Here is a 26,185-nt window from a genome sequence, read left to right as displayed (position 1 = left end):
AAGGGAAGCGCCTAGTGTCGCGCCCGCAATCCGCTTGCGGGGTTTGCAACTGAGGAGGAATGCAAATGCTGGGATTTATCTGGTTCATCATCATGGGTGGAATCATCGGCTGGCTCGCCAGTATCGTGATGTCTCGCGATGCCTCGATGGGAATCTTCTGGAATATCGTGGTCGGCATTATCGGCTCGTTCATCGGCAATTCGCTGATGAGCTTTATTTTTGGCGGTGGCACAATCGGTGGCTGGCCGCCCGACTGGAGCGGCATCCTCGGGGCGCTGGTCGGCGCAATCGTGCTGCTCGGAATCCTCAACCTGATCCAGCGCGGCAGAGTGCGCTAAGGACTGTTTTCGCGCCCGGGCAGGGCGCCCAAAAGCGCAAATTGGGCGGTGCGACGGAAGGGTCGCGCCGCCCTTTTTGCATGCGCGACAGGCACATGTTCCTCTCGCCCTTCGTCTAGGCTCAAAGTCGTCAGTCGATGGCCGGATTGTGCGGGGGCTAAGCCGGGCCTAAGACCTATTGCACTTGGTGACTTATGCCGGTAATACACTTCGGTCGCTAAACTCCGGCGCAATGGACTGCCCCATCAAAAGGCCACAGGCAATGAATTACGAGACAACCATCACGGCGGAGGCGGCCGACAGCATCCCGGCAGACGTCGCTGGTGCGCGCGGTGAACGTTTGTCAGGCAGGGGCAGGACGCTCCTGATCGGTGGGCTCGTGATATTCGGGCTGCTGCTGGCCATCGCGGCCTATTTCGCTTTTGCCGGCGGTGCGCCCGCCGGTCCCGGCGACGACAACGAGCAATCGCCCGTCGTTACTGTCGTTTCCCCGGGGCAGACGACCATCAACGGCGTCATCGAAGCGCCGGGAACGATCGCCGCCCGGCGTGAAATGCCGGTCGGCATTGTGGGAGAGGGCGGCCGTGTCGTCTCGGTGCCCGTCGATGCGGGAGACTGGGTGCGTCAGGGCCAGGTGCTCGCGGTGATCGACCGCTCGGTACAGAACCAGCAGGCTGCCGCCCAAGCCGCGCAGATCGAAGTCGCTCGCGCCGATGCAGAGCTTGCGCAGGCAAATCTCGATCGCGCGCTCAAACTCGTCGATCGCGGCTTTGTGTCGAAGGCCGATGTCGATCGGCTGACGGCAACACGCGATGCAGCGGTCGCGCGGGTAAAGGTTGCCGAGGCACAGCTTTCTGAATTGCGCGCCCGCAACGCCCGCCTCAACGTCATTGCGCCTGCGGCCGGCTACGTGCTCGAACGCAATGTCGAGCCCGGCCAGACGGTCAGCGGCGGCACGCCTGCACTCTTTCGCATCGCCCGCGGCGGAGAGATGGAAATGCTCGCGCGGGTCGGGGAAACCCAGCTCGCCAGCCTTTCGCAAGGCGTCATGGCGAGCGTCACCCCTACCGGGATCGACAAGAGTTTCCAGGGCCAGGTCTGGCAGCTTTCCCCGGTGATCGACGAACAGACGCGGCAGGGTACCGTACGTATTGCGCTTTCCTACGCGCCCGAATTGCGCCCGGGTGGTTTTGCCACCGCACGCATCAGCAGCGGCACGATCACCGCCACCGTATTGCCCGAAAGCGCAGTGCTTGCCGATGATGAAGGCAGCTATGTCTATGTCGTCGACGATGAGGACAAGGCCGTGCGCCGCGCCGTGAAAACAGGCATGGTGACGCCCGAAGGCATCGCCATCACCGAAGGGCTGACAGGCAATGAACGGGTCGTCCTTTATTCGGGCGGTTTCCTCAATCCGGGCGAAACCGTGAAGCCGCGCCGGAAAGGCGAAACGAACGAAGCCGTGGCGGATGCGGCCCCGGCTGCGTCCGATGCGCATTCCGCCCGTAGCTCGGAGTAAACGCTCAAACCGAGCGCATGACGCGAAACTGACAGGCAGGCACCCATGAACTTCAGAAACATCTCAGCCTGGTCGATCCGCAATCCGGTGATCCCGCTGGTGTTGTTCACGGCGCTTCTCCTTGCCGGACTCGTCAGCTTTTCGCGCATGGATGTCACGAACAATCCGGACGTCGAATTCCCGGGCGTTCAGGTCGGTATCTCGCAGCCCGGCGCTGCCCCTACCGAAATCGAAAACCAGATCACTCAGGTGGTCGAAAGCGCCTTGAGTTCGATCAACGGGGTGAAATCGGTCAATTCGACCGCGAGCGAGAGTTTCTCGAGCACTTTCGTCGAATTCGAGATCGGCACCGATCCGGACGATGCGGTGGTCGAGGTCAAGAACGCGATCGACACGATTCGTGGCAACCTGCCCGACGGAATACTCGAGCCACGCATCACCAAAGCCGAAATCGCTGGAGGCTTCCTCGGCATCTACGCCGTGCAGGCCGACGACATGACGATCGAGCAGTTGAGCTGGTTCATCGACGATACGGTCGCCAAGCGGCTCAACAACATATCGGGCATGGCCGAGGTGGGCCGTTGGGGCGGAGTGGATCGCGAGATCGAGGTCATCCTCGACCCGGCCAAGATGCAGGCGCTCGGCGTTACGGCCTCCCAGATCAATGCCGTCTTGCGCAGCACGAATATCAATGCGGCGGGCGGTCTCGCCGAAGTCGGCGGTACCCGCCAGTCGCTGCGTGTACTCGGTAACGACGAGACTGCCTACGACCTGTCGCAGCGCCTGATCCAGCTCGGAGGAGGCCGCACCACGCGCCTTGCCGATGTCGCTACCGTGCGTGACGGATTTTCCGAACGCACGTCCATCAGCGAGGTGGGCGACCGCGAGGTTGTCAATTTCTACATGAGCCGTGCGCGCGGGGCTTCGGATGTTACTGTCTTCGACGAGGCGAAAGAAGAAATCGCCAAGATCGAAGCCGAGAACGAAGGCGTGCGTTTCATCCCGCTGTTTAACACAGTGGTCTACACCGAAAGCCAGTATGCGAGCTCTATGGCTGCGCTGATCGAGGGCGCGCTGCTCGCTGTGGTCGTCGTGTTCCTGTTCCTGCGCGACTGGAGGGCGACCTTCATCTCCTCGGTCGCGATCCCGCTCTCGGCGATCCCGACGTTCTTCTTCATGGACCTGATGGGTTTCAACCTGAACTTCCTGTCATTGCTGGCGCTGGCGCTGGTGGCGGGTGTGCTGGTCGACGATGCGATCGTGGAGATCGAGAACATCGTCAGACACATGAGGATGGGCAAATCCGCCTATCAGGCGAGTATCGACGCTGCCGACGAGATCGGCCTGCCGGTTGTGGCGACAAGTTTCTGTATCGTCGCGGTGTTCCTGCCTGTTGGCCTGATGCCGGGCATTTCGGGCCAGTTCTTCCAGAATTTCGGTCTGACGGTCGTGGTGGCGGTGCTCATGTCGCTCGCCGTGGCGCGAATGATCACGCCGCTGATGGCGGCCTATTTCCTCTCCGCCAAGGGCGCTGCCAAGCACGGCGAAGGCCCGATGATGGACCGTTATATGCGGGTGCTCGGGTGGACGCTCGATCGCGGCAAGATGTATGCACGGCGCGAAGGGCTGGAGAGCCCGCGTTCGCGCTTCCTTTATTCGATCGGCCTGCTGCTCGCGGTGATCGCCGTACTGGTGGCGAGCGTGATGGGCATGTTCTGGGTCTTCGGCGGGATCGGCGGGTTCGACACCGCGAAGCAGGTCGCTCTCGCCGCATCGTCCGATATCAACTCCTGGACCTTCTTCCTCGTGTCGAAGCTGTTCGAACTGGTACTGGTCATCTTCGTGACGCTCACCGGCTTCACGGCTGGCTGGCTGACATTCAAGCTGATCGAACTTCTCACCCGCATAGGCGGCAGGTTCGGCAACGCCATGAAGTACCTCACCGCGCGGTTCTACGATCACCGCGTCTGGATGCTGGGCGTTGGCTGGTTCTCGCTGCTCCTCACCATCCTGCTGTTCGGTCAGATTCCCGGTCAGTTCCAGCCTTCGATCGACGATGCGAACAGCGCGGTCGATATCGAAATGGTGCCGGGCACAACGCTTGAGGCGACCGAACGCGTGACGGAACAGGTCGTCGACATCCTCGAACAGCAGCCCGAGATCGAGCTGATGCTCGAACGAGTCCGGATCGGCAATGCGAACATCTACATCACGCTGAAGGAAGACCGCGAGCGCACCTCGATCGAGTTCGAGCGCGAAGTCGCGCCGCTGCTGCAGGAAATCCCGGATGCGCGCGTGCGGTTCGAATCGCAGAGCGGCGGGTTCGGTTCTGGCCGTGACCTGACCGTCATGCTTGCCGGATCCGACCCCGAGGTCCTCAACGAGACCGCTGCAACGCTCGTCGAGCAGATGCGCGGGATCGACACGCTGATTGCCCCTCGCGTCAGCGCCGACCTCAACCGGCCCGAAATCATCATCAAGCCGCGTGAAGAAATCGCGGCGGAGCTGGGCGTAAGTACGGCGGCCCTTTCGCAGACGATCCGTATCGCGACGCTCGGCGAGATCGAGCAGAACGCAGCGAAATTCTCTCTGTCCGATCGCCAGATCCCGATCCGCGTGAAGCTTTCCGAAGATGCCCGGTCCGAGCTTACGACGATCGAGAACCTGCCGGTCCAGACGATCAATGGCGGCACGGTGCCGCTCAGCCGTGTGGCGGACATCTCCTTCGGATCCGGTCCGACGGCAATCCAGCGCTACAACCAGAACCGCCGCGTGCTGATCGGCGCGGACCTCGCCAACGGCGTGGTCAAGGGCGAGGCGCAGGCCGCTGTCGACCAGCTCCCGATCCTCCAGGACCTACCCACCGGCGTGATCCGCGATGTGGTCGGCGAGGATGAGTGGCAGCAGGAAATGCTGCAGAACCTCACCATCGCGATCATCGCCGGTGTCCTTCTGGTCTTTGCCTGCCTGGTGCTGCTCTACAAGCGCCTGATGAGCCCGCTGGTCAACATGACCTCGCTGGCGCTCGCGCCGCTTGGAGGCATCCTGCTGCTTTGGCTCGTCGGCATGCCGCAGACCATGCCGGTCTATATCGGCATCCTGCTGTTGCTGGGGATCGTGTCGAAGAACTCGATCCTGCTGATCGACTTCGCGATTGAAGAGATGGCGAAGGGCGTGCGCAAACGCGACGCGATCATGGATGCCGGGCACAAGCGCGCGCAGCCGATCGTCATGACGACCGTGGCGATGACCGCAGGCATGATCCCGACAGCAATCTCGCTCACCGGCGATGGTGCATGGCGCCAGCCGATGGGAATCGTCGTGATCGGCGGGCTCATCATGTCGACGATGCTGACCCTCGTGATCGTCCCGGCAGGCTTCAGTCTCGCAGACGGGTTCGAGCGCCGCATCGGACCGTGGCTGCGCGAGAAAATGCTGACCTACAAGCCGGGTGACGATGGCAAGCCGCAGAGCCCGGTTGCAGATGAGCCCTCGCCCGATGTGCCTTTCCCGGGCGGCGAAGGCGGCGCCGTACCGGCTACTCGCCTGCCACCCGGAGCCGAGCCTGCGGAGTAGAACTCCGCTGGTGACGCGGGCCCGGAATTCGGGCAGAGGGCGCGTGGATGACTGACGCTACGCCCCAGACCTACACGTTCGGCGGACAACCGCTGACGGCGGACCGTGCCAGACGCATGCGGTGGACCGCCACCGGACTGCTCGGCGCGATGGCGGTGGTGTTCTTCAGCACCCACGGCCTCGTCGATCAACACCCGGCCTGGGCCTATGCAAATGCCTTTGCCGAGGCCGCAATGGTCGGCGGCCTGGCGGACTGGTTCGCGGTGACTGCGCTGTTCCGCCACCCGCTCGGCCTGCCGATCCCACACACCGCGATCATCCCCGAGAACAAGGACCGCATCGCCGACACGATGGCGCAATTCCTGCGCGAAAATTTTCTCACGCCTGCGGTCGTCGCGAGGCGCATGTCGGGGATGAACGTCGCCAAGGCAGTTGGCGACTTCTTGGTCGACAGCCCCGACCGCTCGAGCGATGACAACCGTTCGCGTATTACTGGCGGCGCGGCTGAACTGCTGGCCGAAGTGCTCGAATCGCTCGATCCCGACCGGCTCGGCAATCAGGTGCGCTCGGGGCTCGCCGGGCAGCTCGCCAAGCTCGACATCTCGCCGCTCGCCGGGCGGATGCTCGAAAATGCGATGACCGATCGTCGCCATCTTCCTCTGATCGACGGGATAATCCGCTGGTCCGGCCTCACCCTCGAAGACAACGAGGAAATGGTGAAGGAGATGATTTCCAAGCGCGCCAATGCGGTGCTGCGCTGGACCGGCCTCGACGAACGGATTTCGACGAGTGTTCTGGATGGCCTCTACAAGCTGCTCGCCGAGGTGCTGGTCGATCCGGATCACCCGCTGCGCTCGAAGATCGAAGAAGGCCTCGAAAAGCTCGCGCATGACTTGCAGCACGATCCCGCCACCCGCGAGCGTGTCGAGGAAATGAAGCGCGATCTGATAGAAAACCCGGCGGTCGCTGAATGGTGGATGGGCGTGTGGGAGCGCATTCGCGTCTCGCTGATCCGCCGCGCGCGCGAGCAGAATAGCGGCCTTGGCATGGAGATGCGCAAGGGCCTCGCCGATCTTGGCAAGGCGTTGAAGCAGGATCACCGGCTTCAGGTACAGATCAATCGTTTCGCGCGCCGCACCGCGGTCGGCATTGCGACACGCTATGGCAACGAGATCGTGACGCTGGTCTCGGAGACGGTAAAGCGCTGGGATGCGACGACGATTACGGGGCGCATCGAAAGCGCGGTCGGGCGCGACCTGCAATTCATCCGCATCAACGGCACATTGGTGGGCGGACTTGTCGGCATGACGCTCCACTTCATCACCAGCTTCCTGTAATCAGCGGCAATCCGTAAACGCCATATCCATCGGCCCCTATGTATTGAACCGTCCTGTGCACGGGTCCGCGTTGTCCGTATTACAGGACAGCGATGTTTGAGACCCCGACACATTCGAGACCGCACTCGGTCTACCTCGAAGCCGGAGCGCAGGCAGTAATCAACGGCGCGCTCGTAACAGCTGTCGAACCCTGTCGTTTCGAAGTCGGTGCAGGCGCCTACGTTTTTTCGGGACGCGCTTTGTGGCGGGATCGCGCCTCGGGATGCAGCCCGCACCAGGAACTCTATTTCTCCGCGCTCGAAGCGGCGGCCGGCCAGGGATCGCTGCTCGAGGCCCGCTTCAGGTTGTTTCAGCTGCTCGGGCATGTCGTCACATCCACCCGCACGCTGGAAGGACAGCGTGAATGCTCGCGCTTTGCCTCCGCCCTGATCGATGGCGATATCGAGGAAGTTGTCGCCTGCGCATCGCGGCTGGCCTCGCTTGCCGCCTCGAACTCCAGGCCAGGTCCCCGCAAACGGGTCCCGGGAAGGCCGGGCGAGACGCGCCATCGGGTAGTCCAGCGGGCAGAACCCTAGTATCTCGCAAGGCTGAACCCTGGCGCGGCACCGTGCCGCCTGCGTCGGAGCCTACATCACCCGGTAGGTGATGGTCATTTCGTAAAAGGATCGCATCGGCTTGCCCTCGGCATCACGCGCAGGATCGAACCGGGCGCGTGTCATCGAATTGCAGGTCGCTTCCTGCATTTCCTGCGTCATCGCCATATTGGTCGCCTGGCAGCCATTCGTCCTGCCTCTCTCATCGACGAGAACGCAGATATTGACTGATCCCCGCCAAGCTTCCTCGATCATGTCGCTTGGCCAGTTGGCGAAGAGCCGCTCGTTGATCTTGCGCCAGTTTTCGAGCTTCGGTTGCCGCGTTTGCGCTTTCTGTTCGGCAAGATCGAGACCCCAGGAAACCATGAGCTGCTCGGCACACTGGTTGAGCACGCTGAACGCATCGCCCATCGTTCCGGTCTTGAGCGTCAGGATGCGAGCGCCTTGCCGCAGAGACACATATTCCACCTTTCCGGCGAAAGCCGGGTCGATAGCGGGAAAACCGGATTTTGCCTCTTATTCAGCCTCTTCCTCCGCCTCTTTCGTGTTGAGCCTGTTCTCGCGCGTACTCTTGCTGCCGACAGCGATCTCGGTGAGCGAAGTCCCGTATTTCTCGAGCTTACCCTTCACCGGACGGATTTCACGTGGCCTGTATCCGTCGTAAAAGACGAGATCGGTCTTACTGCCGCTCGAGAATTTCTCTGTCGCGGGGCCGGCAACGATCAGGCCGAAGCCCTTGGACGGACCCCATTGCTCGAAAACGAGCCGATGCTCCGAGGCACCGCTGCCGAAATTGCGAGCAAGGCGGCAGCTGCCATTCTCGAGCGAGGCGAACCAATTCGAGCTCGGTTCGAGCAGGGTCACCTTGTCGTCTGCCAATGTCGGTACTGGAACTATGAGGCACAGCATAACCGCTGTGACCAAGACCCTGAAATTGCGCCCCATGTAAAACCTCCGACGGACAGGTTAGCGCGGCGGAGGTCTTTCACAAGACGGGATTTCGTGCGGTCCAATCCTGTGAGTGAGCGAAGGATCGGCGGGCGCCGCCTGCAAATGCCTTGGATCAATTAATGCGATAGGTAACGCGCGTCGAATACGATCCCCACATCGGATTACCTTCCGCATCGATAGCTGGATAAAACCGCGAATAGCGGATCATTGCGAGGCAGGCGGCATCGTTGAAACCCGCAGGACCAGTGTGGTTTGTCACCTCGCAAAAAGTCGCGCGCCCTTCCGGATTGATCTGGACCCTCACACCCACCGAACCTTGGGCCATTTCCCGTAGCAGGAAAGACGGGTAATTCGCTTGAATCTTGGGAGCCCAATCGAACGTGTCGCGGTCCCGTGCCCCTTGCCCTTTGCGGGTCTCGCCTTCCGGTGTTCGGACGCGATTCTCAGCCAGCCTGTCGGCGCAATGCTGCAACTGCTCCATCATCTCCCCGATGCCCCCAGTTTCGAGCGATACTTTCTGGACCAGAGCGCCCGAAAGCTCGATCGCCGTTACAGCGTCGTGCCTCTCTCTCAGAAATTCCGGATCGATGGTGCCTTGGCCGTTGACAGAGTCCAGTTCGACAAACTCTTCTGCGCTTTCTTCGGTCGTGGCCATCTCATTGACAAACGCAAGTGGCTCGACTCCGAACATGACGAGCACTGGACGCCCCTTGCTCGATGTACTTGAGATAAAGCCTCGAGAGATCGGTACCCCAGGACTGAAGGCAATTTTGGCGCGTGCACCGTAAGGGCTGCGGAATGGGCGACCGATCGCTGTGATGTTGACGAAACGTCCTGGTCCCGCCTTGTCGATCCAGAGCGAAACCTGATCCTCACCCTCGCCAAATCTCCTGATCATCCTGCACTTGTCGTCATACTCGCGCAGTCGCCATTCCGAGCTCGGCATGAGATTGAGCGTGGCGGCACTTGCAGGGACCGAAACGAATGCGAAAATAGCGCAGAAAAGTACAACGAAGAGACGACCCATAAACAAAACCTCCGCCGGGCAGGTTAGCGCGGCGGAGGCTTCGTTCAAGTCAATTGTCAGCGTGATTACAGGGCGTTGGTAAGCTCCGGCACCGCGTTGTAGAGATCGGCGACGAGGCCGATATCCGCGACCTGGAAGATCGGGGCGTCCTCGTCCTTATTGATCGCGATGATGACTTTGGAATCCTTCATCCCGGCAAGGTGCTGGATCGCGCCCGAAATACCGATGGCGATATAGACTTCGGGAGCCACGATTTTACCGGTCTGGCCGACTTGGTAATCGTTGGGCACATAGCCCGCATCGACTGCGGCGCGCGAAGCGCCGATTGCTGCGCCAAGCTTGTCAGCGAGCGGGGTGATGATCTGTTCGAAAGTCTCTGCATCCTTCAGCGCGCGGCCACCCGATACGATCACTTTCGCACTGGTCAGTTCGGGGCGATCGCCGCCATCGGCGACTTCGCGGCTGACGAATTCTGAAAGACCCGCATCGCCCGGACCGCTGACTTCCTCGATCGGGGCCGCGCCGCCTTCGGGCGAGGCCTTGTCGAAAGCAGTGCCGCGCACAGTGATGACGAGCTTGGGGTCGGACGACTGGACGGTCGCGATTGCGTTACCGGCATAAATCGGGCGGGTGAAGGTCTTGTCGCCTTCGACCGAGAGTATGTCCGAAATCTGCATCACGTCGAGCATGGCGGCGACTCGCGGGGCGATGTTCTTGCCCGTGGTCGTGGCCGGCGCGAGAAACGCGTCGTAATTGTCCATCAGGCTGGCGACCAGCGGCGCAACATTTTCCGGCAGGAAATGTTCGTAGGCCGGATCGTCGGCCTTGAGCACTTTGGAGACGCCCGAAATCTTGGCAGCCGCTTCAGCGACCGAGCCGCAATTGTGACCGGCGACCAGCGCGGTGACTTCGCCGATCTGCCCGGCAGCGGTGATCACGGCGAGGGTTGCGTCGTTGACGCTTGAATTGTCGTGTTCGACGAGAACCAGGGTGTTCATGTCTTTTCTGTCCTTCCTGTCCGTGGGCTTCAGGCGATGCCGAGCGCTTTGATCTTTTCGACCAGCTCTTCGACGCTTTCGACCTTTTCACCGGCCTGACGGACAGGCGGTTCGGCAACCTTGAGCGTGGTGAGGCGGGGGGCGATTTCGATTCCGTAATCGCCGGGCGTCTTTGTATCGAGCGGCTTTTTCTTCGCCTTCATGATGTTGGGCAGCGAAGCGTAGCGCGGCTCGTTGAGGCGAAGATCGGTGGTGACAATCGCAGGCACCGGAAGCTTCACCGTTTCGAGCCCGCCATCGATCTCGCGCTTCACGATGACGTGATCGCCCTCGATCTCGATGGTGTTGGCAAAGGTGCCTTGCGGGCGTCCCATCAGCGCGGCGAGCATCTGGCCGGTCTGGTTGCTGTCATCCGAGATCGACTGCTTGCCGAGCAGGATGAGACCAGGCTGTTCCTCGTCGGCGATCGCCTTGAGGATCTTGGCGACGGTCAGCGGCTCGACTTCGGATCCGACCTCGTCTGGAGTTTCGACCAGGATGGCGCGATCCGCGCCCATGGCGAGTGCAGTGCGCAGCGTTTCCTGCGCCTTTGCCGGGCCGATCGATACCGCGACGATTTCGTCCGCCTTGCCGGCTTCCTTGATCCGGATCGCTTCTTCGACAGCAATCTCGTCGAACGGGTTCATGCTCATCTTGACGTTGGCAAGATCAACGCCCGAACCGTCGGCCTTGACCCGCGGCTTCACGTTGTAATCGATCACCCGTTTGACGGGGACGAGGATTTTCATGTGAGTTCCTTTCCCTTTGGCGTGGCCGACGCGAGGGCTGCGTCGGACACGACGAATCTCGTGAGGTGCGGCCTAGCTTGCGTTTACGTAAACGTCAAGTTGGCCGATCCTCCATTGTTGCAACGGTTTTGCCGCCGCGCCTGTTCCAATGTCGCTAGGTGATTTTGGGGCCGCGCGCTACACGTGAAGATGACAGGAGGCAGGTATGCGGCACATTTTCTTCGCGGTTATTGCAGCGCTTGCAATGATAGCGGCGCCGGCTGGTGCACAGGAGACAAGACTGGGCGAAAACGGCTTCGAATCGCCGCCTGCCAGCATCGACGAGCTTGATTGGCTGATCGGCCAATGGACTGGCGAAGGCATCCAAGGCGCGCCCGCAATGGAAAGCTGGCTCCCCCCGAGCGGCGGGACGATGATCGGTACCTTCGTGCAGGAGTCCCAAGATGGCGCGATCATGTTTTCCGAGCACATGTACATCATGCCGGTGGGCGATAGCCTTGCGCTCAAGCTCAAACACTTCAACGCCGACCTCACCGGGTGGGAGGAGAAGGACGACATGCTCACATTCCGCCTCGTCGCGATCGAGCCGTGCGCGGCCTATTTCAACGCGCTGACCCTGCGCTGCGCCGACCCGGACAATCCAGGCAGCGGCCTCGTCGCGGCAGTGCGGATGAAGAGCGACAATCCCGAGCCCCAGGAACTGGTTTTCCGTTTCGCTCCTGCCGAGCGCTCGGGTGGATCATATGATTGCGACGGGACGACCTACGCGATCAACCGGTGCCTTGCCGCAATTCTCGAGCGCGCCGACGAGCGCCGCAAGGAATACTTCGAAACGGCCATCGGTTCGGCCGACAATGAAAGCGAACTTGCGGGGTTGATGCGCAAGAGCCGCGAGGGTTTCGAGGCCTATCGCGAGAGCGAGTGCGCCTCGGTCTATGAACAGTGGAAGGAGGGCTCGATCCGCAACGCCATGTTCCTGCGCTGCTCGATCCGCCTCACCGACCAGCGCACGCACGACATCTGGCGCAACTGGCTGACCTACCAGGATTCCAGTGAACCGCTCCTGCCCGAGCCGCTTCCGACGCGCTGAGAATTACTTCCGCTTTTTCGCGACGGTCTCTGCAAAAATCTCAAGGTTGAGATTGGCCGAATCCGTCACCGCCGCGAGCATGTCGGGCGATTCGGGCGCTACGTGGGGCAACGGTGTATCGTTCTTACGCTTCACGACGAGCGGCTTGCCCTTCTTCCCGCCGGGCCATTGCCGGAACCAGAAATCGATGACGAGGCGATCGCCGCCAGCGATGACCGAGGCGATAACGCCGCCACCCAGCCCGTATTGCTGATAGGGCGCATCGGGGTTGGGGAAGAGCGCATAGAGATTGCGGACCACGAGATCGCCATAGCACTCGCTGTCGCTTTCACCGATACGTCCCTTGAAGGACTTGAGCGGCGTCACGTCGCGATCGATCATGTCCGGATGGCGAACCACATTGACCGAATTCGCGCCGGGAAAAAGCATAGACAATTGCTCATCGCCAAGCGCCATTGCCCGCTTCGACATATTGAAGATGTTTACCGTCGAATGGGGATCGGCAAGCTGCTCTTCGGTCGGCGGGGTGTATTTCACGAAAGCATTGGATTTGGACACGAAGTTGGGTCGGCCAATCGACCAGACATGCACTTCGCAATCCATTCCCGCATAGGGTCGGGAATTCGCCCCCTCGCTGGCAGCGGCGGGGCTCGTAAGCGCCGCTAGCGCCAGCGTAGCCCCGCAAATCGATGCTTTTAGCGCTCTCACGCCGCCTTCTCTACCTCGGCAACGATCTTCTTCGCCGCGTCGCCGAGATCGTCCGCCGGGACGATCGGGAGGCCGGAATTGGCAAGGATGTCCTTGCCCTTCTGCACGTTGGTGCCTTCGAGGCGGACGACCAGCGGAACCGAAAGATTCACTTCCTTCGCCGCCTGCACGATACCTTCTGCGATCACGTCGCACTTCATGATCCCGCCGAAGATGTTGACGAGGATACCCTCGACCGCCGGATCCTTGAGGATGATCTTGAACGCCGCGGTCACTTTCTCGGTCGTTGCGCCGCCGCCGACGTCGAGGAAGTTGGCGGGGAACGCGCCGTTCAATTTGATGATATCCATCGTCGCCATGGCGAGGCCCGCGCCGTTGACCATGCAGCCGATATTGCCGTCGAGCTTGATGTAGGCGAGATCGTACTGGCTCGCCTCGACCTCGGCCGGGTCTTCCTCGGTCTCGTCGCGCATCGCCTCGATATCGGGATGGCGATAGAGCGCGTTCGAATCGAAGCTCATCTTGGCGTCAAGAACAAGCAGCTTGTCGTATTCGGTCTGAACCAGCGGATTGATCTCGAGCATCGAACTGTCGGTAGCGACGAAGGCATCGTAGAGCTGGCGAGCGAGCTTCTGCGCCTGCTTGTTGAGGTCGCCGGTCAGCTTCAGCCCGAATGCCACAGCACGTCCATGATGCGGCATGAAGCCCTGCGCCGGATCGATGGTGATGGTGGTAATCTTTTCGGGCGTGTCGTGCGCGACCGCCTCGATATCCATCCCGCCCTCGGTCGATACGACCATGGCGACGCGACCGGTGGCGCGGTCGACCAGCAGCGAGAAATAGAATTCCTTGGCGATGTCGACCCCGTCGGTGACGTAGAGGCGGTTCACCTGCTTGCCCTCGGCCCCGGTTTGCACGGTGACGAGCGTGTTGCCGAGCATTTCGCGCGCATTCGCCTCGACCTCTTCGATCGACTTGGCGAGCCGCACGCCGCCCTTCGCGTCTTCGGGCAGTTCCTTGAACTTGCCCTTGCCACGGCCACCCGCATGAATCTGCGCCTTCACCACGTAAAGCGGTCCGGGAAGCTTTTTTGCAGCTTCGACGGCTTCTTCGACCGAAAGCGCAGGGTACCCGTCCGGCACGGCGATCCCGTGCTGTTTGAGCAGTTCCTTGGCCTGGTATTCATGGACGTTCATGAGAGCGTGATCCCTTGTGTCATTCGCTTGGGGGAGGAGTCGTTTGCACAAGCGCCCTAGGGGGGTTCGAGCGACTTGAAAAGTGGGGAGAGTATCTCCATCGCTAATGCGCTTATGATCGACAGCAATCGCCTCAAGGAAATTGTCCGCGAAGCCGGCCGGATCGCGCACTCGCGCTGGCCGGGCGGGGGGCATGATCTGCAGAGCTGGGAGAAGACGCCAGGCGATCCGGTGAGCGAGGCGGATCTCGAATGCGACCGGTTCCTGCGGCGCGAGCTCGGCCACCTGCTTCCGGCGGCGGGCTGGCTGTCCGAGGAATCCGCCGACAACAAGGCGCGGATGGGTGGTGACCTGCTGTGGCTGGTCGATCCGATCGACGGGACTCGCGATTTCGTGCGCGGGCGCACCGGCTGGGCGATTTCGGTCGCGCTGGTAAGTGCGGGCAAGCCGCTGATCGGGATGTTGTGCGCCCCGGCGCGCGGCGAGGAATGGCTGGCGGTGGCGGGACAGGGGGCGACGCTTAACGGCAGACCTCTCAGGGCGAGCACCCGGACCGAGTTTGCCGGCTCGCGCGTACCCATCGATCAACTGCCGGAGGCCGATTCGGACCTGGTGGCGGTCGAGAAACCTAATTCCATAGCGCTCAGGATTGCGATGGTGGCAGACGACCGCGCGGATCTTGTGGCAACTTTGCGGTGGGGTTTCGAATGGGACATCGCCGCCGCGACACTCATCGCACGCGAGGCCGGGGCGGAAGTGTCCGACGCGTTCGGCAGGCCGCTCGCCTACAACAAGCACGACCCGCGCGATTTCGGGGTGCTGGTATGTTCTCCCGGGATCCACGCCGCAGCGGTGGAACGGCTCGCAGAGCGTGCAAAGCAGCTGAAATGAAAAGGGCCGGTTTTTGGGCCGGCCCTTTTCGATTTCATTGAGGGTGGGATCTTAATTACCCTGACGGGCAGCGTTCACATCATCCTGGCTGACCGGGATGATCTTGATCTCCACGCGGCGGTTCAATGGTTCGGCAACGCCATCTCCCGTCTTTACTCGCAGATAATCGTACTGCTCGCCAAAGCCGCGGGTCTCGATGCGTGTCCGCGCCACGCCGCGTGCGACGAGATAATCCGCCACCGCCTGCGCACGCTGCTCCGAAAGACGCTGGTTGAGAGCATCCGAGCCGGTCGTATCGGTGAAGCCGTACACGTCGACGAGGCTGTTGGGATACTTGATCAGGCTGTCTGCGACCGTGTTGAGCGTGTCGTAGAAGCCGGGGTTGATATCGGCCGAGCCGGTCGCGAAAGTCACGCCGTCAGGCAGGCGGACGAGGATCGCGTCACCATCGCCGACTTCCTCGACATCGACGCCGCTGCCCTCGGTTTGCTCGTCGAGCTCCTTGATCTGGTCGTCGAACTGCTTGCCGATCACGGCCCCGGCGCTGCCGCCGATGCCCGCGCCGATGATGCGCGCAGTATTGCCGCCGATTGCGCCACCGAGCAGGTAACCGAGCGTACCGCCCACTGCGGCGCCGATACCGGTTCGCGAAACCTTCTGTTCACCGGTGTTGGGATCGGTAACGCAGGCACTTGTGGTAAGCAGCGCGAGTGCGGCGGTGCCTGAAAGCAGGATACGGGATGTTTTCATTATCTTACTCCTCCTGATGGCCGGAACGGCCCTCTGCCTTATCAAGCAATCAAGGCGTAAAGCGTTCCGACTAAACAATGCTGCGCTTCGCTGCTTGTCCGAAAGCTGAACCGCACGTGTCAGGGCATCCACAACGCCAACATGTGCAAGCGGCTGGCAAGCCGCGCCAAGTGTGCTAGCGCTCTGCCGGTGACACCGTTTCCCTGGACCGACCTCATCATTATCGCCGGGCTGATCGTGCTCAACGGCGTTTTCGCCATGTCCGAGCTTGCGATCGTCTCCGCCAAAACTTCTGCGCTCAGGGCGAAGCGCGAGGAGGGATCCGCCGCGGCGAAGATCGCGTTGAGGCTGGCCGAAGAGCCGGGCAAATTCCTTTCGACCGTCCAGATCGGGATAACGCTGATCGCGATCCTGACGGGCGCATTTTCGGGAGCAAGCCTTGAAGGGCCTGTGGGTGAGAGGATTGCTGCCTTGGGCGTGCCGGAGGATGTCGCCCGTCAGGCCGCCTTTATTTCGGTGATTGCGCTCACGACCTATTTCAGCGTCGTCGTCGGCGAGCTCGTGCCGAAACAGCTTGCCCTGCGTGCGGCTGTGCCGATTTCGCTGGTCATGGCGCGGCCGATGGACCTGCTGTCGCGCATCGCCGCGCCGATTGTGTGGATCCTGGACCGGTCCTCGGCCGGTATCATCGCGCTGTTTGGCATTCGCTCGAAGGGTCAAAGCTCGCTGTCGGCGCAGGAGCTGCAAATGATTTTCGCCGAGGCAACGCGCTCGGGCGTGATCGAGGCCGAGCAGCGGCAGATCCTCACCGGCGTTGTCCGTCTGGCGGAACGGCCGGTGCGCGAGCTGATGACACCTCGAACCGAGATCGACTGGATCGACGCCGATGCCGATGAAGAGCAGATCAGGAAAGTGATCGAGGAGAGTCCGCACTCGCTGCTCCCCGTCGCCGAAAACTCGCCCGATGCAATCCTGGGAGTGGTAAAAGTGCGCGAAGTGCTCGCCGACATGGTTGCCGGCAAGCGGATCGACATCCGCGCGATGATGAAGAAGGCAGAGGTTGTCCCCGACCAGCTAGACGCGATGGACGCGCTGCGCGTGCTTCAGCAGGCCGATATCGCGATGGCAGTCGTGCATGACGAGTATGGGCACTTCGAAGGAATCGTGACCCCTGTCGACCTGCTGACCGCCATCGCAGGCAACTTTGCAAGCGACCAGGACCAGGGCGACACGCCGGAGATCATCGAGCGCAAAGACGGTTCGCTGCTCGTCTCGGGCGCGCTATCGGCCGACGCACTCGCCGACCGGCTCGGGCTGACCTATGGCGAGGACCGCGAATTCGGGACGGCAGCCGGATATGCGCTGTCGGTGATGAAGCGTCTTCCGGTCGTGGGTGAGAGCTTCACCGACCAGGGCTGGGTATTCGAGATCGTCGACATGGACAACCGTCGGATCGACCAAATGCTTGTCTCAAAAGAAGAAAGTTAGTTCCCGCGTCGGGTGGCCTGGTCGCGGAGCACGGTCAGCGCAGCTGACCGCAAGGGCGGAAGCGAAGTCGAAGACGCAGCTGGCCAAAGTCTACCTGCAAGGCCGCCCGCAGCGATGCGGCCGTCATGCCGCGTGAGCGAGGAAATCGCAGCGCGGAGGCGCTGCGGACCACGAACTCAACCCGGTATCAGCGTCTGCACCGCCTGCCCGTCACCTTCGGGTGCGGCGATGATGTCGCGCGTCACCCGGCCTTTGGCGACCGTGTTGGTGCCTGGATCGCCCACCTGCGAACGGATACCGGGAGCGGCAGCGCCTGCACGGTCGAGCGCGCTGGTTTCAACTTCGCTGCGCGGTGCCGGACCACCGAACAAAGCTTCGAGAGCCTGTTCCTGCGCAGTGCCTTCCGCCGGTCGCGGGGCACCGGGAGCCGGCGGGCTGAGCGTGAAATCGGGCGGAACGACGAGCGGCGCCTGACGCTGCACGGCAAACTCGTCCGGGCGATCGCGGTTGAAAACGCCGCCGCTTCCGCAAGCGGCGAGCATAGAGCCACCGGCGGCAAGGAGGATGGCGGTCTTCAGGTTACGCATATTCAATTCTCCGATGGGACGGTGCTGGATCCTGTGCCGGGATCCGAGGCTGCGTCCGGTTCGTCGCCGTCCTTTTCGCGCATGAATAGGCTGCGCGCAAGGATGATGACCACGCCGATGGTGATAGCTGCATCGGCGACGTTGAAAACGAGGAAGGGGCGAAAGTCGCCGATATGGAAATCGGCATAGTCGAGCACGTAGCCGAGCGTATAGCGATCGTAGATGTTGCCGATCGCCCCGCCGAGGATCATCGCCAGGCCCAGAATATCGCCGAGCAGCTTTTCGCGCATCATCCAGACGAGAACCACGATGGCGATGAGCGCGGTGAGTGCCACCAGCGCCCAGCGCATCTCCATGCTTTCGGCCTGGAACATGCCAAGCGAGATGCCGCGATTGTGCACACGAAACAGGTCGAAAAAGGGCAGCAGGTCCATCTTGTCCCCCTGCTGCACGAGACCGAGCGGACCATCGACCAGCCACTTCGTGAACTGATCGACAATCGCGATCAGCGCTGCGAAGGCGAGCCCGATCACGCGGTTGCGGGTCAAAAGACCGCTCATTCGGCCGCCTCCAGCTGGCTCACCACCGTCTCGCAGCGCCCGCACAGCGCGCCGTCGACGTTCGCGCTTGGCGTCACGTCGGGAAGCAGGCGCCAGCAGCGGTCGCATTTCGCATCGGTGGATTTGGCGACGATCACTTCGTCTCCATCGCCGCGCGTCACTGTCCCGGTGATGAACAGTTCGGCGAGCTGTTCGTCGCTAACGCCGTCGGGCACTGCATCGGCGGGAACGGTTACGACTGCCTCGTTGCTCGAACGGATGATCTTCTCGCGGCGCAGCGGCTCGATCGCTTCGGTGACGCGTTCGCGCAGTGCGCGCAGTTTCGTCCACTTCTCGCGGTCGGCGGGGACGGTCGGAACGCTCGGCCATTCGAGCAGGTGGACGCTTCCGCCCTGTTCGCCGTCCTCGGGATAGCGGGTCAGCCACACTTCCTCCGCCGTGTGCACCAGCACCGGCGCGGCGTAGCGCACCAGCGCGTGAAACAGCAGATCGAGCACGGTGCGATAGGAATTGCGCGTAACGCTGTCCGGACCGTCGCAATAAAGCGTGTCCTTCCGGATATCGAAGAAGAAAGCGCTGAGGTCTTCGTTGCAGAAATCGACCAGCAGGCGCGTGTAGGTGTTGAAGTCGTAATCCTCGACCGCTTTGCGCAGCTTCCCGTCGAGCTCGCTCAGCAGCGAGAGCACGTAGAGCTCCAGTTCGGGAATCTCGCCAGCATCGCTCATGTCGCCGACGAACCCGTCGAGCGCACCGAGCAGGTAACGGAAGGTGTTGCGCAGGCGGCGATACTGGTCGCCCACGCCCTTGAGGATCTCGTCCCCGATCCGGTGATCCTCGGTGAAATCGACCGAGAGCGCCCACAGCCGGATGATATCCGCGCCGTATTGCTCCATGATCTTCAGTGGATCGACCGTATTGCCGAGGCTCTTCGACATCTTCAGCCCCTTGGCATCCATGGTGAAGCCGTGGGTGAGAATTTGGTTGTAGGGCGCGCGGCCTCGCGTCGCGCAGCTTTCAAGCAGCGAGGACTGGAACCAGCCGCGATGCTGGTCCGAGCCTTCGAGATAGAGATCGGCGGGCCAGTGCAGGTCGGGCCACCTGCCGCTCTCGAGCACGAAGGCATGGGTACAGCCCGAATCGAACCACACGTCGAGAATGTCGGTGACCATCTCGTACTCTTGCGGATCGTGATCGGGGCCGAGGAATTCGGCCTTGCGGCTTTCCTCCCACGCATCGACGCCCTCGCGCCTGATCGCATCGATGATCCGGGCATTGACCTTGGGGTCTTTGAGGTAGGTGCCGTCGGGGCGCACGAACAGCGTGATCGGCACGCCCCATGCGCGCTGGCGCGAGAGCACCCAGTCCGGGCGGCTTTCGACCATCGAGCCGATGCGGTTGCGGCCCTTTTCGGGCACGAAGCGGGTCGTTCTGATCGCCTCTATAGCCAGCTCGCGCAGGGTCGGCGAACCGGCGGTTGCCTCCTCGTCGATCGTGTCGTCGCCGCCTTCGTCCTCCCAGCGCTGTTCCTCGACCGGGATCGCGGGAAGATGCGCGAGGTGCTTGTCCATCGGCACGAACCATTGCGGCGTGCAGCGATATATGACCTTGGCCTTCGAGCGCCACGAATGCGGGTAGGAATGCCGGTAATCGTCGCTCTCGCTGAGCAGCGCGCCGACTTCGCGCAGATCGCTGCGGATCGGGCCGTCGGGACCGTTGAACGGCTTGTTGATGACGCTGCGGCGGCGCTCGTCATGCGCGCCGAGCCAGAGCCAGTCGTCGCGATAGCGCCCGTCATCCATCACCGCGAAGACGGGATTGATCCCGTGCGCCTTGCACAGGTCGAAATCGTCCTCGCCGTGATCGGGCGACATGTGGACGAGGCCGGTGCCTGAGTCGGTGGTAACGAAATCGCCAGCGAGGAAGGGACGCGGCGTCGCGTAGAAGCCGCCCAGATGGTGCATCGGGTGGCGGGCCTTGGTTCCGGCGAGCTTTTCGCCCGTCCACATTCTTTGGGCCTTCCACTCAGCCAGAGCGACATCGTCATCTGGCATACCTGGCTCGTCGACGAGGTCGAACCCTGTTCTCAAAAGGAAGGCATCGGTTAGGTCGAAAGCGACGAGAAATTTACCGCCGCTGGTATTCAGAAGTTCATACGTGACCGACGGCCCATAGGCGATCGCTTGGTTGACCGGGATCGTCCACGGTGTCGTTGTCCAGATCACCGCATGCGCGCCGACCAGTTCCGGAATCGGGCTCTCGGTGATCTCGAACGCGACGTCGATTTGCGGACTGTCGGTCAGGTCCTCGTACTCTACCTCGGCCTCGGCCAGCGCGGTCTTTTCGACCGGCGACCACATCACCGGCTTCGCGCCGCGATAGAGGTTCCCCGCCTCGGCGAATTTCAAGAGCTCGGCGACGATCGTGCCTTCCGCCTCGTAATCCATCGTGAGGTAGGGATTGTCCCATTCGCCCATCAGGCCGAGCCGCTTCAGCTGCGAGCGCTGCACGTCGACCCAGTGCTGCGCATAGGCGCGGCATTCGGCGCGAAATTCCTTGGCCGGAACCTCGTCCTTGTTCTTCTTTTTCTTGCGGTACTGCTCCTCGACCTTCCATTCGATCGGGAGGCCGTGGCAGTCCCAGCCGGGCACGAAGGGCGCATCCTTGCCGATGAGGTTCTGCGAGCGCACCACCATGTCCTTGAGGATGCGCTGCATCGCGTGGCCGATATGCATGTTGCCATTGGCGTAGGGCGGGCCATCGTGGAGGATGAACTTCTCGCGCCCCTTTCGCGCCTCGCGGAGCTTTGCGTAAATGTCGATCTCTTCCCAGCGCGCCTGAATGCCCGGTTCCTTCTGCGGAAGGCCGGCTTTCATCGGGAAGTCGGTCTTCGGCAGGAAGACCGTATCTTTGAGGTCGCGGGTGTTCTCAGACATAGGCCGTGCCCGTTAGGACATCTCGCGCGCGCGGGGAACCCTTATTGCGCGTTTCGCCGCCGCTCCAGCGCCGCCTGTGACGCATCGATCTCTTCCTGCGTGCGGTTGTCGAAGCGCGGGATGAGCGCGGGCAGCGTGTTGAAGGCGTCGTCGGTCCAGACATAGCCGTTGAACGAGCTCGGGATTTCGGTGAGCTGTTCGGGGAGGGTGATGCCGACGACTTCGCCCGGCGCGGGTTCGCCCGGCCCTTCGATCACGATCTTCGCCCCGACGCCCTCGAGCCGAGCGATAAGGCGGTTCGGCCAGCCCCACAGCAGCGCCTGATCGTCGAGCGCGATCAGCATTGTGCCGCCTTCGCACGAAGCGGGGACGATGCCGGTCCACCCCTGCACGACGTAATCGGCGGTGCATTGGCGGGCCTCGTCCGGGTTGAAGGCCCAAGCTTCGGGGTAGAGTTCGCGCACACGGCGAAGCGCAGTTGGTCTGCCAAAAAAAGCGTCACCCGAAGTCGATGGATCCCGCCCGGCCCCGACCAGTGCAGCGAGGACCGCGTCGACATAAGCGGGTTGATCGTTCAAGAGATGCACCATTAGCTTGCCATGACTCGGTAGGGCGTCGGCGACTTCGGTGAGGGTCTCGATCCTGTGTCCCTTGCCGCGGTACGGGTGCATCTCGTCTCCGCCTCCTACCACGGTGTAGCCGTAGCCCGTATCGAGCTCCTGCAACTCGGCGAGCGTTCGGTTTGAGAGCAAGCCACCTTCTTCGGCGATGCAATCGAGCGAGGTACTGTAAAACAGGACTATCTCGCCGTCGGCGGTCATCTGGGCATCGACCTCAACATGCCACGCACCCATCCGGTCCGCGCGAAGAATCGATGTCCGCGAGTTGGGAAGGTGGGTGTTTGTCGGCTCGTAGATGACCGGCGCAGCGTCGCACAATCCCGCAGCAGACAGTACATGCTTCTCGTCGGAAGTCGGCTCGAACTTGACATATTCCGGCCCGATTGCGCGATTGGCGATCTGCTTGGGCGCGCCTTTGGGATCAGGAGCGAGCCAGCTGGCATTGGTGATCGACAGGACAAGGATAAGGATGGCGAAGGCCATCCCTCCCCACAGGGCAAATTTCCTCATGAAAGCAGCCGCATGGCCTCCTCGCAATCGCGCTCCATCTGCGCCGTCAGATCATTGAGGCTGTCGAATTTCGCCTCGCCGCGCAGGAAGTGGTGGAAGGCAACCTCGATCTCCTGCCCGTAGAGGTCGCCGGAGAAATCGAAGAAATGCGGCTCGAGCAGCTCCTTGGGCGGCTCGAATTGCGGGCGGATGCCGAGATTGGCGGCACCTTTCAGCACTTCGCCCGTGGCGAGGATCCGCCCTGTCACCGCATAGACCCCGTATCTGGGCCGGATATAGTTCTCGACCGAGAGATTGGCGGTCGGATAGCCGAGCTTGCGCCCGTTCTTGTCGCCATGTTCGACAATGCCGCGGATCGCGAAGGGGCGGGTGAGCAATTCCGCGGCAAGCTGCGGATCGCCCGCGCGCAGCGCCTCGCGGATACGGCTGGAGGACACGACCCCGCCATGGCCCTCCACCGGCGCGACCACCCGCGATTTAAGGCCGTGCCCGCCGCCGAATTCGCGTAGCAGAGCGACATTGCCCTTCGCGCCCCTGCCGAAGGTGAAATCCTCTCCGGTGACGACGCCATAGGCGCCGAAACGCTCGATCAGGATATTGGTAATGAAATCCTGCGCGCTGGTGCCCGCCAGTTCCTTGTCGAAGTGGAACACCAGCATCGCGGTTGCCCCAGCGGCGAGGTAGAGTTCCTGTCGCTGCTCGAGCGTGGTGAGGCGAAAAGGCGGCACGTCGGGCTCGAAAAAGCGCACCGGGTGCGGATCGAAGGTCGCGATGATCGAGGGGCGGCCTTGCTCGTGCGCCCATTCGATCGCTTCGCCTGCGACCGCCTGGTGCCCTTTGTGAAAGCCATCGAAATTGCCGAGCGCGATGACAGCGCCGCGCAGCGTCTCGGTGACGGGTTCGCGGTGATCGAGCCAGCGCATCAGAGCGTATCCTCGGCGCTGTCTTCGTCGTGGCGGCGATAGGTGACGAAAGAAGAGGCCGGCCGGCCATCCTCGGCCGGGTGATCCTCGCGCGCGACGACCTTCCACTCCGCGCCGAGCGGCTTCATGAAGGTGTCGCCGCGAAACTCCTCATGGATTTCCGTGACTTCGATGCGCTGGGCGAGCGGGCGGAACACGTCATAGATCGCCGCGCCGCCGACCACCATGATCTCGCCGGTCGAATTGCCCTCCTCGGCCATGGCGAGCGCTTCTTGCACCGAATGCGCAATTTCTGCGCCTTCGCTGTCCCACCGCTCGCGGCGGGTGAGCACGATATGGCGCCGACCGGGAAGGATGCCGGGCAGGCTTTCGAACGTCTTGCGGCCCATGATCATCGGTTTGCCCATGGTGAGCGATTTGAACCGCTTGAGATCGGCGGGCAGGTGCCAGGGCAGCTTGCCCTCGTGGCCGATCGCGCCGTTGCTCGCACGGGCATAGACGAGGACGATTTCGCTGCTCACGCCGGGGCTCACGACGCGTCGTTGCTCACACGGGTAACGTGGCCCATCTTGCGGCCCGCGCGCGCTTCCTTCTTGCCGTAGAGGTGGAGGTGCGGCTCGCCCTCCTCGGCAAGGATGCGGTATGCGCTGCCGGCTTCCTCGCCGACGATATTGCGCATGTCGATTCGCGCGAAGCGGGTGCCTGCCCCGCCGAGCGGAAGGCCGGTGATCGCGCGGACATGGTTTTCGAACTGGCTGGTCGCCGCGCCCTCGATCGTCCAGTGGCCCGAATTGTGGACGCGCGGGGCCATCTCGTTGAACACCGGGCCGCTGCGCGTCGCGAAGAATTCGAGCGTGAGCACCCCGACATAATTCAGCGCCTCGGCGGTCGCGCGCGCGATTGCGCGTGCCTCGTCCACCTGCGCCTCGACCAGACTTCCTGCAGGCAGCACCGAATGGACCAGCATCCCGCCCTCGTGGGTGTTGGCCGTCGAATCCCAGAACCGCACCTCGCCGCCCGCATCGCGCACGAGGATGACCGAGAACTCGGTCTCGAATTCGACCATGCCTTCGTAGATGCACGGGCGGCCGGGAAAGCGAACGCCCTGCGCCTCCTGCGCGCTGGCGATCCGCCACTGCCCCTTGCCGTCATAGCCGTCGCGCACGGTCTTGAGGATGCCGGGCGTACCGATCCGTTCGACGGCGCGGGCGAAATCCTCATCGCTGTCGACCCGGCCATAGGGCGCGCAGGTCGCGCCGAGATCCTCGACGAAGCGTTTTTCCTTGAGCCTGTCCTGCGCGATGCCGAGCGCCCTGGGATGCGGGGCGAGGAGATTTTCGGGGATCGCCTCGAGAGCCGAAAGCGGCACGTTCTCGAATTCCCAGGTGACACGGTCGCACTTTGAGGCGAATGCGGCGAGCGCGTTTGTCTCGCCCCAGCCATTGGCGAAGAAATCGTCGCAGGCCGAGCTTGCGACATTGTCCCCCGGCGGTGCGTAGCCGATCACGCGGAAACCGAGCTGGAGCGCGGCCATCGCCATCATCCGGCCGAGCTGGCCGCCGCCGAGGATGCCGATGGTGGAGCCTGGTTCGAGCATCATCCGACCGGAGCCTCCCCGACATCGGCGGTGCGCGCCGCGCGCCAGTCCTGCAGCCGCTCGGACAGGTCCTCGTCCGACAGGGCGAGGATCGCGGCGGCCATCAGCCCCGCATTCTTCGCGCCTGCTTCGCCGATCGCGAGCGTTCCGACAGGCACGCCGGCGGGCATCTGGACGATGGAGAGCAGGCTATCCATGCCCGAAAGCGCTTTCGACTGCACCGGCACGCCGAGCACGGGGAGATGGGTCATGCTCGCGATCATGCCCGGCAGGTGCGCCGCGCCGCCTGCGCCCGCGATGATGACATCGAATCCTTCGCCCTCCGCGCCCTTGGCAAAGGCGCTCATCCGGTCGGGCGTGCGGTGGGCGGAGACGATCCGCGCTTCGTGCTCGATTTCTAGCTCGTCCAAGACTTCGGCCGCGCAGCACATGGTCGGCCAGTCGGACTGGCTCCCCATCACAATCGCTACTCTACCTCCCATTCGCAGCGCCCCCTCAGCTGTCTTTCAGATAGTATCGTTCACCCGGGACGAGGCCCGAAACGCCGTCATTCTCGAAGTCATAGATGATCGGCTGGCCGGTGGGAATCTCGAGGCCCGTTATGTCCTCATCCGAGATGTCGGACAGGTGCTTTACCAACGCGCGCAGGCTGTTGCCGTGCGCTGAGATAATCACGGTCTCGCCTGCATTGAGCTGCGGAAGGATAACCTCCTGCCAATAGGGCAGCACGCGCTCGATCGTGAGCTTCAGGCTTTCTGTCTTTGGCACATCGATCCCGCGATATCGCGGATCGTTCGCCGGATCGAATTCACTGCCCGGCTCGATCGGCGGGGGCGGCGTGTCGAAGCTGCGGCGCCAGATATGCACCTGCTCGTCGCCATGCTTTTCGCGCATTTCCTGCTTGTTGAGCCCTGTCAGCCCGCCATAGTGCCGTTCGTTGAGATGCCAGTTCTTCGTTTCGGGGATCCAGAGCCGGTTGCACACGCCGAGCGCGAGATGCAACGTCTTGATCGCCCGGGTCTGGACGGAGGTAAAAGCAATGGTGGGCAGCACGCCCTTGTCCTGCATCAGTGCACCGGCGGCCATCGCTTCTTCGACACCTTTGTCGGTGAGATCGACATCCCACCAGCCGGTGAAGCGGTTTTCTAGGTTCCACTGGCTCTGGCCGTGGCGGACGAGAATGAGCTTGGGCATTGTTCCTCCCG

The 26,185-nt window shown here is 62.4% G+C and carries 25 protein-coding genes; 8 read left to right on the top strand and 17 right to left on the bottom strand.

Annotated features, from left to right (window positions below; translation table 11 throughout):
* The first annotated feature begins 65 nt into the window (after positions 1 to 65).
* The 5 genes from FIU90_RS01895 to FIU90_RS01875 all read left to right on the top strand — a co-directional run bounded on the left by FIU90_RS01895 (position 66) and on the right by FIU90_RS01875 (position 7,345).
* The gene (locus FIU90_RS01895) at positions 66 to 338 is read left to right on the top strand and encodes a GlsB/YeaQ/YmgE family stress response membrane protein (RefSeq protein WP_370515110.1); all 273 of its coding nucleotides are present in this window, start codon (positions 66 to 68) and stop codon (positions 336 to 338) included.
* Between the two features lie 262 nt (positions 339 to 600).
* Positions 601 to 1,857 (top strand): efflux RND transporter periplasmic adaptor subunit, encoded by a 1,257-nt coding sequence (locus tag FIU90_RS01890; RefSeq protein WP_152433238.1) that lies wholly within the window; start codon positions 601 to 603, stop codon positions 1,855 to 1,857.
* Between the two features lie 45 nt (positions 1,858 to 1,902).
* Complete coding sequence (locus FIU90_RS01885) at positions 1,903 to 5,433, top strand: efflux RND transporter permease subunit (RefSeq protein WP_152433237.1); 3,531 nt, start codon at positions 1,903 to 1,905, stop codon at positions 5,431 to 5,433.
* A 116-nt stretch (positions 5,434 to 5,549) separates the two neighbouring features.
* Positions 5,550 to 6,770 (top strand): DUF445 domain-containing protein, encoded by a 1,221-nt coding sequence (locus tag FIU90_RS01880; protein WP_152435643.1) that lies wholly within the window; start codon positions 5,550 to 5,552, stop codon positions 6,768 to 6,770.
* Positions 6,771 to 6,862: 92 nt separating this feature from the next.
* The gene (locus tag FIU90_RS01875) at positions 6,863 to 7,345 is read left to right on the top strand and encodes a hypothetical protein (protein ID WP_152433236.1); all 483 of its coding nucleotides are present in this window, start codon (positions 6,863 to 6,865) and stop codon (positions 7,343 to 7,345) included.
* Positions 7,346 to 7,396: 51 nt separating this feature from the next.
* Here FIU90_RS01875 and FIU90_RS01870 read toward each other — a convergent pair whose 3' ends face one another.
* From FIU90_RS01870 to FIU90_RS01850, 5 genes are all read right to left on the bottom strand, one after another.
* Positions 7,397 to 7,822: an energy transducer TonB gene (locus FIU90_RS01870; protein ID WP_152433235.1), complete on the bottom strand. Its 426-nt coding sequence runs from the start codon at positions 7,820 to 7,822 to the stop codon at positions 7,397 to 7,399.
* 57 nt (positions 7,823 to 7,879) lie between these two features.
* Complete coding sequence (locus FIU90_RS01865; RefSeq protein ID WP_152433234.1) at positions 7,880 to 8,308, bottom strand: hypothetical protein; 429 nt, start codon at positions 8,306 to 8,308, stop codon at positions 7,880 to 7,882.
* Between the two features lie 118 nt (positions 8,309 to 8,426).
* Positions 8,427 to 9,341 carry a TonB family protein gene (locus FIU90_RS01860; RefSeq protein ID WP_152433233.1) on the bottom strand — a complete coding sequence of 305 codons (915 nt, stop codon included), beginning with the start codon at positions 9,339 to 9,341 and terminating at the stop codon, positions 8,427 to 8,429.
* 65 nt (positions 9,342 to 9,406) lie between these two features.
* A complete protein-coding gene (locus FIU90_RS01855) occupies positions 9,407 to 10,339 on the bottom strand; it encodes an electron transfer flavoprotein subunit alpha/FixB family protein (RefSeq protein WP_152433232.1) in 933 nt (310 codons plus the stop codon).
* A 29-nt stretch (positions 10,340 to 10,368) separates the two neighbouring features.
* Positions 10,369 to 11,127: an electron transfer flavoprotein subunit beta/FixA family protein gene (locus FIU90_RS01850; RefSeq protein WP_152433231.1), complete on the bottom strand. Its 759-nt coding sequence runs from the start codon at positions 11,125 to 11,127 to the stop codon at positions 10,369 to 10,371.
* A 205-nt stretch (positions 11,128 to 11,332) separates the two neighbouring features.
* Between FIU90_RS01850 and FIU90_RS01845 the strand changes: the two genes are divergently transcribed.
* On the top strand, positions 11,333 to 12,217 hold the full coding sequence (locus tag FIU90_RS01845; RefSeq protein WP_152433230.1) for a DUF6265 family protein: 885 nt from the start codon (positions 11,333 to 11,335) through the stop codon (positions 12,215 to 12,217).
* A gap of 3 nt (positions 12,218 to 12,220) precedes the next feature.
* On the opposite strand, the gene FIU90_RS01840 is transcribed toward FIU90_RS01845, so the two are convergent.
* Both FIU90_RS01840 and sucC read right to left on the bottom strand, forming a co-directional pair.
* On the bottom strand, positions 12,221 to 12,925 hold the full coding sequence (locus FIU90_RS01840; RefSeq protein WP_152433229.1) for a hypothetical protein: 705 nt from the start codon (positions 12,923 to 12,925) through the stop codon (positions 12,221 to 12,223).
* Positions 12,922 to 14,121 carry an ADP-forming succinate--CoA ligase subunit beta gene (sucC, locus tag FIU90_RS01835; RefSeq protein WP_152433228.1) on the bottom strand — a complete coding sequence of 400 codons (1,200 nt, stop codon included), beginning with the start codon at positions 14,119 to 14,121 and terminating at the stop codon, positions 12,922 to 12,924. The genes FIU90_RS01840 and sucC overlap by 4 nt, the downstream gene beginning before the upstream one ends.
* Before the next feature lie 114 nt (positions 14,122 to 14,235).
* Between sucC and FIU90_RS01830 the strand changes: the two genes are divergently transcribed.
* The gene (locus FIU90_RS01830; RefSeq protein WP_152433227.1) at positions 14,236 to 15,012 is read left to right on the top strand and encodes a 3'(2'),5'-bisphosphate nucleotidase CysQ; all 777 of its coding nucleotides are present in this window, start codon (positions 14,236 to 14,238) and stop codon (positions 15,010 to 15,012) included.
* Between the two features lie 51 nt (positions 15,013 to 15,063).
* On the opposite strand, the gene FIU90_RS01825 is transcribed toward FIU90_RS01830, so the two are convergent.
* Complete coding sequence (locus tag FIU90_RS01825; protein WP_152433226.1) at positions 15,064 to 15,762, bottom strand: OmpA family protein; 699 nt, start codon at positions 15,760 to 15,762, stop codon at positions 15,064 to 15,066.
* Between the two features lie 189 nt (positions 15,763 to 15,951).
* Between FIU90_RS01825 and FIU90_RS01820 the strand changes: the two genes are divergently transcribed.
* Positions 15,952 to 17,250, top strand: coding sequence for a hemolysin family protein (locus FIU90_RS01820; RefSeq protein ID WP_152433225.1), 1,299 nt, complete (start codon positions 15,952 to 15,954; stop codon positions 17,248 to 17,250).
* A gap of 176 nt (positions 17,251 to 17,426) precedes the next feature.
* On the opposite strand, the gene FIU90_RS01815 is transcribed toward FIU90_RS01820, so the two are convergent.
* The 9 genes from FIU90_RS01815 to gpmA are packed head-to-tail and all read right to left on the bottom strand — an operon-like array spanning position 17,427 to position 26,174.
* Entirely contained in the window at positions 17,427 to 17,837 is a 411-nt protein-coding gene (locus FIU90_RS01815) for a DUF3035 domain-containing protein (protein ID WP_152433224.1), read from the bottom strand.
* Positions 17,838 to 17,839: 2 nt separating this feature from the next.
* Positions 17,840 to 18,397: a signal peptidase II gene (gene lspA, locus FIU90_RS01810; protein ID WP_152433223.1), complete on the bottom strand. Its 558-nt coding sequence runs from the start codon at positions 18,395 to 18,397 to the stop codon at positions 17,840 to 17,842.
* On the bottom strand, positions 18,394 to 21,330 hold the full coding sequence (gene ileS, locus FIU90_RS01805; RefSeq protein WP_152433222.1) for an isoleucine--tRNA ligase: 2,937 nt from the start codon (positions 21,328 to 21,330) through the stop codon (positions 18,394 to 18,396). The genes lspA and ileS overlap by 4 nt, the downstream gene beginning before the upstream one ends.
* 41 nt (positions 21,331 to 21,371) lie before the next feature.
* Positions 21,372 to 22,460, bottom strand: a complete 1,089-nt coding sequence (locus FIU90_RS01800) for a glycerophosphodiester phosphodiesterase family protein (RefSeq protein ID WP_152433221.1) — start codon at positions 22,458 to 22,460, stop codon at positions 21,372 to 21,374.
* Positions 22,457 to 23,383, bottom strand: coding sequence for a bifunctional riboflavin kinase/FAD synthetase (locus FIU90_RS01795; protein WP_152433220.1), 927 nt, complete (start codon positions 23,381 to 23,383; stop codon positions 22,457 to 22,459). Before FIU90_RS01795 ends, FIU90_RS01800 begins: the two co-directional genes overlap by 4 nt.
* Positions 23,383 to 23,904: a dihydrofolate reductase gene (locus FIU90_RS01790; RefSeq protein ID WP_152433219.1), complete on the bottom strand. Its 522-nt coding sequence runs from the start codon at positions 23,902 to 23,904 to the stop codon at positions 23,383 to 23,385. The genes FIU90_RS01795 and FIU90_RS01790 overlap by 1 nt, the downstream gene beginning before the upstream one ends.
* A gap of 8 nt (positions 23,905 to 23,912) precedes the next feature.
* A complete protein-coding gene (locus tag FIU90_RS01785) occupies positions 23,913 to 24,980 on the bottom strand; it encodes a 5-(carboxyamino)imidazole ribonucleotide synthase (protein WP_152435642.1) in 1,068 nt (355 codons plus the stop codon).
* Complete coding sequence (gene purE, locus FIU90_RS01780) at positions 24,980 to 25,462, bottom strand: 5-(carboxyamino)imidazole ribonucleotide mutase (protein ID WP_152433218.1); 483 nt, start codon at positions 25,460 to 25,462, stop codon at positions 24,980 to 24,982. Before purE ends, FIU90_RS01785 begins: the two co-directional genes overlap by 1 nt.
* Before the next feature lie 13 nt (positions 25,463 to 25,475).
* Positions 25,476 to 26,174: a 2,3-diphosphoglycerate-dependent phosphoglycerate mutase gene (gene gpmA, locus FIU90_RS01775; protein ID WP_152433217.1), complete on the bottom strand. Its 699-nt coding sequence runs from the start codon at positions 26,172 to 26,174 to the stop codon at positions 25,476 to 25,478.
* Positions 26,175 to 26,185 lie beyond the last annotated feature (11 nt).

It is taken from the genome of Erythrobacter sp. THAF29 (assembly GCF_009363635.1).
Classification (GTDB): Bacteria; Pseudomonadota; Alphaproteobacteria; order Sphingomonadales; family Sphingomonadaceae; genus Erythrobacter.
The sequence above is the reverse complement of the archived record's forward strand: the minus strand, read 5'-3'. Positions and strand labels throughout refer to the sequence as shown.